Below are 7,137 nucleotides of genomic sequence, written 5' to 3' on the forward strand. Positions count from 1 at the left end.
AGATTCTCCGATGCGGAGCCCGCATCACAGTTCGGGCTTCGCGCACCCCGGAATGACACCACTAGGGCCGCATGATCGAAACCGACGTCATCATCATCGGCGCTGGCCATAACGGCCTCACCTGCGCGGCCTATCTCGCGATGGCCGGCTTGCGCGTGCGCGTGGTCGAGCGCCGCAAGGTGGTCGGCGGGGCCGCGGTCACGGAGGAATTTCATCCGGGCTTCCGCAATTCGGTCGCGGCCTACACTGTGAGCCTGCTCAATCCGCAGGTGATCCGCGACTTGAAGCTGGCCGAACAGGGCCTCAGGATCGTCGAACGGCGCGCGCAGAATTTTCTGCCCGCGGCAGACGGCAGCTATCTTCTCACCGGCGAGGGGCGGACGCAGGCGTCCGTCGCACGGCTGAGCGCGCGCGACGCAAACGCGCTCGACGGGTTTTCGCGCGAGCTGGAAGATATCGCCGACGTGCTTCGGCAGTTCGTGCTGCGCGCGCCGCCCAACCTGCTCGATGGTTTCGGCACGGCATCGATCCGCGAGGCCGTGAACGCATTCCAGAGCGCCAATATCCTGCGCGGGCTGTCGCTGGAGCAGAGCCGCAGCCTGCTCGATCTCTTCACCCGCTCGGCTGGCGAGATGCTGGACGAACGTTTCGAGCACGATCTGATCAAGGCGCTGTTCGGCTTCGATGCCATCGTCGGCAATTATGCCAGCCCTTACGCCGCGGGCTCGGCCTATGTGATGCTGCATCACGCGTTTGGCGAGGTGAACGGCAAGAAGGGCGTCTGGGGTCACGCCATCGGCGGCATGGGCGCGATCACGCAGGCCATGGCGCGCGCCGCACGCGACCGCGGCGTCGTGATCGACACCGATGCAGGCGTGCGCGAGGTCATCCTCGAGCGCGACCGCGCGGTCGGCGTAGCGCTGGAGAACGGCACGACCATCCGCGCGAGATATGTCGCATCCAACGTCAATCCGAAGCTGCTCTATACGCGGCTGGTCGCCGCCGATGCGCTTCCCCAAAACTTTCTCGACCGCATCCGGCACTGGAAGAACGGCTCCGGCACCTTCCGCATGAACGTGGCACTGGACCGCCTGCCCTCCTTCACGGCACTGCCGGGCGTCGGCGATCATCTCACCTCCGGCATCATCCTGGCTCCCAGTCTCGGCTACATGGACCGCGCCTTTCTCGATGCCCGCGCGCACGGCTGGAGCCGAGAGCCCGTCGTGGAAATGCTGATCCCCTCGACGCTCGACGATACGCTCGCGCCCGCAGGACAACATGTCGCGAGCCTGTTCTGCCAGCATGTCGCGCCGGAGCTTCCCGATGGAAAGTCGTGGGACGACCATCGCGACGAGGTCGCCGACCTCATGATCGCGACGGTGGACAAATACGCGCCGGGTTTTGCGACCAGCGTGCTCGGCCGCCAAATCCTGTCACCGCTCGATCTCGAACGGCAGTTCGGCCTGCTCGGCGGCGACATCTTCCACGGTGCGCTGACGCTGAACCAGCTGTTCTCGGCCCGGCCGATGCTGGGCCACGCCGATTATCGCGGACCCGTGAGGGGCCTCTATCACTGCGGCTCCGGCGCCCATCCCGGCGGCGGCGTCACCGGCGCGCCCGGCCACAACGCCGCGCAGGCAATCCTGAGGGATCACCGGTCGCTGTTCGGAAGTCGTGGATAAGCCCGTGGATAAGCTGTGGACAGCCTGTTGGCAGAGCTGTGAAAGGGCGCTGGGTTACGCCCCTCCAAGCTTGGTACAAATTGGTGGAAAATCCGGGGATGAACGGCGGGATAATCCGTGGACAAAGTCCGGAAAAACCAGCGGATAGCCTGTGGGCATTCTGTGCAAGCCAATTCCCAAAAACGACTTCGCCCGCCAGGGGGCAATTCCCCCGACGGGCGCGGCTCGAAAGCAGTCGTATGGAGAATTGGCCTCGCCGGGAAATGGAAGGCGGAAATTACTTCAAGGAGCTGCTAATCGAAGTGAACTTGTCGTTCAGGGTGGTGCCCAGGCCGTTCACCACGGTGATGATCGCCAGCGCGATACCGGCTGCAATCAGGCCGTACTCGATTGCGGTTGCACCTGAATCGTCGGTCCAGAACTTCAAAATCATGCGCTTCAAGTCTCGCCTCCTATTCCATTTCGAACTGTGTGGGTTGCCCAACACCCGCAAATCTACGTGGCACAACCTGAGGTCGGGTTAACCTCGTGAATGCAAGTTATGCGAAAAATCGGGAACAAAAGTTCCAAAAATTGAACCGGACGGAAACCAGAGAATGCAGCCTTCCCCCACCCATCGCGCCAGTTTTTCGATCGGCGGCGAGATCGCCGCCAGGCGCATTGTCGACGTCCTAACCGAAATGTTCTTCGAGGACGATGCGGCGGTCGCCGCCTTCGAACAGCCGAACGGACAGTGGGACGTTGCGCTGCATTTCGCGAACGCGCCGGACCGGGCTTGGCTGCGCGAACTCGTTGCAACCGCAGCAGGAAATGAGATCGCGGACACGCTGGCCTTCGACACCGTCGAAGCCAGGGACTGGGTCAAGGCGAGCCTGGAAGATCTCGTCCCGGTGCCGGCCGGACGCTTCGTCGTCCACGGCAGCCATGATCGCGACCGCGTGGCGCCGAACAAGCTCGCCGTCGAGATCGAGGCGGCTCTCGCCTTCGGCACCGGCCATCACGGTACCACGCGCGGCTGTTTACTCCTGCTTGACCATGTCCTGAAAAGCACCCGGCCCGGCCGCGTGCTCGACCTCGGCACCGGGACCGGCGTGCTGGGGATAGCGGCGGCGAAGGTGCTGCATCGCGCGGTGCTGGCCTCCGACATCGACCCGGCCTCGGTCAAGGTGGCAGCCGAGAACGCCGCGTTGAACGAGGTCGGTCACCATGTGCGAGCAATCCGCGCCACCGGCTTCGCGGCGGCTGATTTCGGCAGATGCGGCCCGTTCGACCTGGTGCTGGCCAACATCCTTGCCAATCCGTTACGGCAATTGGCGGGCCCGTTGACGCGGCACCTCGCACCTGGCGGGCGCGTCATCCTCTCCGGCCTGTTGACGCCCCAGGTCCCCGCCGTGATCGCCGCCTACCGCGCGCGCGGCCTCGTGCCTCTGAAGCACTTGCGGATCGAGGGGTGGAGCAGCCTGTTGCTGCGGAAGATGGGGTGAGTCGGGGGGCTGCCGTAGGTGCCGCTACTTTGCGGCCTTCTCGTCCCGGCGCATCGCGCGCTCGGCCTGCGAGGCGCGCCTCGCGCGGCGTTCAGCGAAACGGTCGATCATCTGGTTGATGAGGCCGCGCGGTTTCTTCGGTGCTGCCGGAGCCGGGGCGCGGCGCACCGGCGGCGTAATCTTCTCAAACGTGAACGCTGGCATCGAGTGTCCCCTCGTCGTTGAGATGAACAACTTGCTCGAATTTCCCTGTTATCCGGACGAAGCGCAACTGCCGCATCCTGTACTCCACTCAATTCGAATGGAACTGTTCAAGCACAGTCCATGCCAGATGCGACCTCAAATGCGTCTACATTGCGGACTGATCCGCATGATCCTAAAGTGATCCACCATGTTCGAAGCGCACTTCCAGACATTCGAGGAGCCCGAGGCCGGCGTCGCATTGACGGCGCGGCTGGCCGCGCTCCGTGAAGAACTCGCCCGCCGCAAGCTGACCGGTTTCGTGATTCCACGCGCCGATCAGCAGCAGAATGAGTACGTGCCGCCGTCGGAAGAGCGTTTGGCCTGGCTGACCGGTTTTACGGGCTCGGCGGGACTGGCGGTGGTGCTGACGCACGAGGCCGCATTGTTCGTCGATGGTCGCTACACGATCCAGGCGGCCAAGCAGGTCGATTCAAGGGCGTGGGCCGTGGAATCTCTGATCGATCCCCCGCCGGAAAGCTGGATATCGGCACACCTGAAGGCCGGCGACCGCCTAGGATTTGATCCGTGGCTGCACACTTTTGCGGCAGCCGAGCGTTTGTCCGCCGCCTGCGCCAAGGCCGGTGCCGAATTGGTCGCCGTCGACAGCAATCCGGTCGATGCGATCTGGCAGGACCGGCCACAGCCGCCGATTGCGCCGGTCACGGTGCACGGGATGCAACATGCCGGCGTGACTGAAGCCGAGAAGCTGACGCAGATCAGGAGCGAGATCGGCAAGCTCGGCGTCGATGCGCTGGTGCTGTCCGACAGCCATGCCGTGGCCTGGACCTTCAACATCCGCGGCGCCGACGTCGCGCATACGCCGCTGCCGCTGTCCTATGCGCTGGTGCCGAAGGACGGTCGTCCCACCATCTTCATCGATCACCGCAAGCTCTCAAATTTGACCCGCGACCATCTCGAGCAGTCCGCCGAGGTGCGCGAGCCCGATGCAATGGCGCCAACGCTGATGGCGCTCGCCAAGAGCGGTGGATCGATCGCGCTCGACAATGCGACCGCGGCCGACGCCCTCAGCCGGTTGATCACGGGTGCTGGCGGCAAGCCGGTGCGCGGCAGCGATCCGATCGCGCTGCTCAAGGCGGTCAAGAACACGACCGAGATCAAGGGCACGCAAACGGCGCACCGGCGCGACGCCGTAGCGCTGGCACGCTTCCTCGCCTTCATCGACCGCGAGGCGGCAAGCGGCAAGCTCACCGAGATCGACGCGGTCGAGGCGCTGGAGACGTTCCGCCGCGATACCGGCGCACTGAAGGATGTGTCGTTCCCGACCATATCGGGCACCGGCCCGAATGGCGCGATCGTGCACTACCGCGTCACCCGCAAGAGCAACCGGCGGATCGTACCCGGCGATCTGCTGCTGATCGATTCAGGTGCACAATACGAAGACGGCACCACCGACGTCACCCGGACCATGGCCGTGGGCGAGCCCACCGACGAGATGCGCGACCGCTTCACGCGTGTGCTGCGCGGTCACATCGCGATCGCGCGGGCGATATTTCCCGATGGCGCCACCGGCGCGCAGCTCGACACACTGGCACGGCAATATCTCTGGGCCGCCGGCGTCGATTTCGAGCATGGCACCGGCCACGGCGTCGGCAGCTATCTCTCGGTGCACGAAGGACCGGCGCGGATATCGAAGCTCGGCACCACGCCGCTGAAGCGCGGCATGATCCTGTCCAACGAGCCCGGCTACTACAAGACCGACGGTTTCGGCATCCGCATCGAGAACCTCGAACTGGTGGTCGCTGCCGACATCAAGGGCGCGGAAAAATCGATGAACGCGTTCGAGACGCTGACCCTGGCGCCGATCGACCGCCGGCTGATCGATGTCGGCATGCTGGGCAAGGACGAACTCGACTGGCTCAACGCCTACCACGCGCGCGTCAGGACCGAGGTGCGGCCGGCGCTGGACGCGACGACGAAGGCCTGGCTGGACCAGGCCACGGCGGAGTTGAAGGCGTAAGCGCGTCGTTCACGGTCTCGACGCATAGCACCACGCGATTTGCGCAATGCTCATTTCCACCCCCGCTGTCATTCCCCGCGAAGGCGGGGAATCCAGTATTCCAGAGACAGCAAACGTATGCGGAGACGCCGCGGCGTACTGGATCGCCCGGTCAAGCCGGGCGATGATACCGAGTTTTTGACGCGAGCAGCGCGCCAAATCCGTCCTCATCGCGCCGCCATTATAACCGTCCCGGAATCCGTATAGCCGCATTCCGAAACGCCGATATGCGTCTTGTGCGAGCGCGCTACAGTCCGATTCGAATTTCTGCGAGACGGACACGCATGCACGGCATGATCAGCAAGCCGCCGGAAACGGCGCAACACAACCTCGCGACCTCGCGCGTGGTTTTGCTGCTGCTCGTCGTCATGACCGGCATCGCGCCGATCTCGCTTTACATGCTGGTTCCGGCGCTGCCGGTACTGGCGACGACCTTTGGCAGCGACATCTCGGTCGCGCAGATGACAGTCTCACTGTACATGGTCGGCATCGCGCTGTCGCAACTCATCATGGGCCCGCTGTCGGACCGTTTCGGGCGACGACCGGTGCTGCTCGGAGGACTGGCGCTGATGGTAGTCGCCAGCGTCGCCTGCATCTTCGCGGAAACCCTACCGCAGCTGATCGCCGCGCGCTTCTTCCAGGCGCTGGGCGGCGCCGCCGGCATGGTGGTGAGCCGCGCCATCATCCGCGACATCTACGAGCGCGATCGCGTCGCCTCGATGATCAGCCTCGTGGTCGCGGCGCTCATGATCGGGCAGATGGTCTCCCCGCTCAGCGGCGGCCTGATCGAAACCGCGTTCGGCTGGCGCGCGATCTTCTACGCCATCACCGTCGCCGCGATCATTGTCGCCATCGGCATCGCATTCGCGCTGCCCGAGACCCGCCGAGACCGCGCCGCCGGCAGCGGCTTTCGCGGCGATGTCGGCATCCTGATCCGCAACCGCGCCTTCGTCGGCTACGTGATGTGCCAGGTGCTGGCCTCGCAGATCATCTTCACCTTCGCCGGCGGCGGCCCCTATATCGTGGTGACGCAGATGGGCAGGACCAGCGCTGAATACGGCGCGTGGTTCGCGACGACGGGTTTTGCCTATCTCGTCGGCAATCTGCTCTGCGTGCGCTTCGCGCCCAGGCACTCGTTGGAGAAGTTGATCTGGTTCGGCCTCGCGCTCCAGCTTTGCGGCAGCCTGTTGAACCTGCTGTGGAGTTTCACCGGCTGGAACGAGGCACCCGCCTGGCTGTTCGGCACGCAGATGATCGTGATGGTCGGCAATGCTTTCGTGATGGCGAACTCGGCCGCCGGCGCGATCAGCGTCCGTCCCGAGGCCGCCGGCACCGCATCAGGTGCGATGGGCTTTCTCCAGCAGGGCATCGGCGCGCTCATGTCGCAATTCGGCGCCTATCTCGGCGGCCATTCCGCGACCACGCTGCCGCTCACCGCCGCGGTGCTGGCGATCTCCCTGCTCTGCGCCTGCACGATGATCTTCGTCGTCCCCCGCCGCGAGGTCATGGTGAGCGAGACGCTGATCGAGCAGGCGGAAGAGGAAGAGAGCGGGATGATGTGAGGGATGGCACGCCGCGTCCTCCGTCATTGCGAGCGAAGCGAAGCAATCCAGACTGCGACCCGCGGAAAGATACTGATCTTCCCCCAAAAAAGTGGACATGGATCAAGCCGATTTTAGCTCCATCTCGACCGGGCTGATATAGCCGATGG

The 7,137-nt window shown here is 64.5% G+C and carries 6 protein-coding genes; 4 read left to right on the plus strand and 2 right to left on the minus strand.

What is annotated here, in order from left to right:
• The first annotated feature begins 71 nt into the window (after window positions 1-71).
• Window positions 72-1,682, plus strand: a complete 1,611-nt coding sequence (locus tag AC0L3A_RS33785) for a phytoene desaturase family protein (RefSeq protein ID WP_473255989.1) — start codon at window positions 72-74, stop codon at window positions 1,680-1,682.
• Window positions 1,683-1,959: 277 nt separating this feature from the next.
• Here AC0L3A_RS33785 and AC0L3A_RS33790 read toward each other — a convergent pair whose 3' ends face one another.
• Complete coding sequence (locus AC0L3A_RS33790) at window positions 1,960-2,115, minus strand: Flp family type IVb pilin (RefSeq protein ID WP_007600877.1); 156 nt, start codon at window positions 2,113-2,115, stop codon at window positions 1,960-1,962.
• A 163-nt stretch (window positions 2,116-2,278) separates the two neighbouring features.
• On the opposite strand from AC0L3A_RS33790, the gene AC0L3A_RS33795 reads away from it, so the two are divergent.
• A complete protein-coding gene (locus AC0L3A_RS33795) occupies window positions 2,279-3,166 on the plus strand; it encodes a 50S ribosomal protein L11 methyltransferase (RefSeq protein ID WP_007600876.1) in 888 nt (295 codons plus the stop codon).
• 24 nt (window positions 3,167-3,190) lie between these two features.
• Here AC0L3A_RS33795 and AC0L3A_RS33800 read toward each other — a convergent pair whose 3' ends face one another.
• Window positions 3,191-3,370: a hypothetical protein gene (locus AC0L3A_RS33800; protein WP_007600875.1), complete on the minus strand. Its 180-nt coding sequence runs from the start codon at window positions 3,368-3,370 to the stop codon at window positions 3,191-3,193.
• A gap of 187 nt (window positions 3,371-3,557) precedes the next feature.
• On the opposite strand from AC0L3A_RS33800, the gene AC0L3A_RS33805 reads away from it, so the two are divergent.
• Together AC0L3A_RS33805 and AC0L3A_RS33810 are read left to right on the plus strand one after the other, a co-directional pair.
• Window positions 3,558-5,387 carry an aminopeptidase P family protein gene (locus AC0L3A_RS33805; RefSeq protein WP_007600874.1) on the plus strand — a complete coding sequence of 610 codons (1,830 nt, stop codon included), beginning with the start codon at window positions 3,558-3,560 and terminating at the stop codon, window positions 5,385-5,387.
• Between the two features lie 323 nt (window positions 5,388-5,710).
• A complete protein-coding gene (locus tag AC0L3A_RS33810; protein WP_007600873.1) occupies window positions 5,711-6,988 on the plus strand; it encodes a multidrug effflux MFS transporter in 1,278 nt (425 codons plus the stop codon).
• Window positions 6,989-7,137: the final 149 nt, after the last annotated feature.

Source organism: Bradyrhizobium sp. MI1.3, assembly GCF_055811695.1.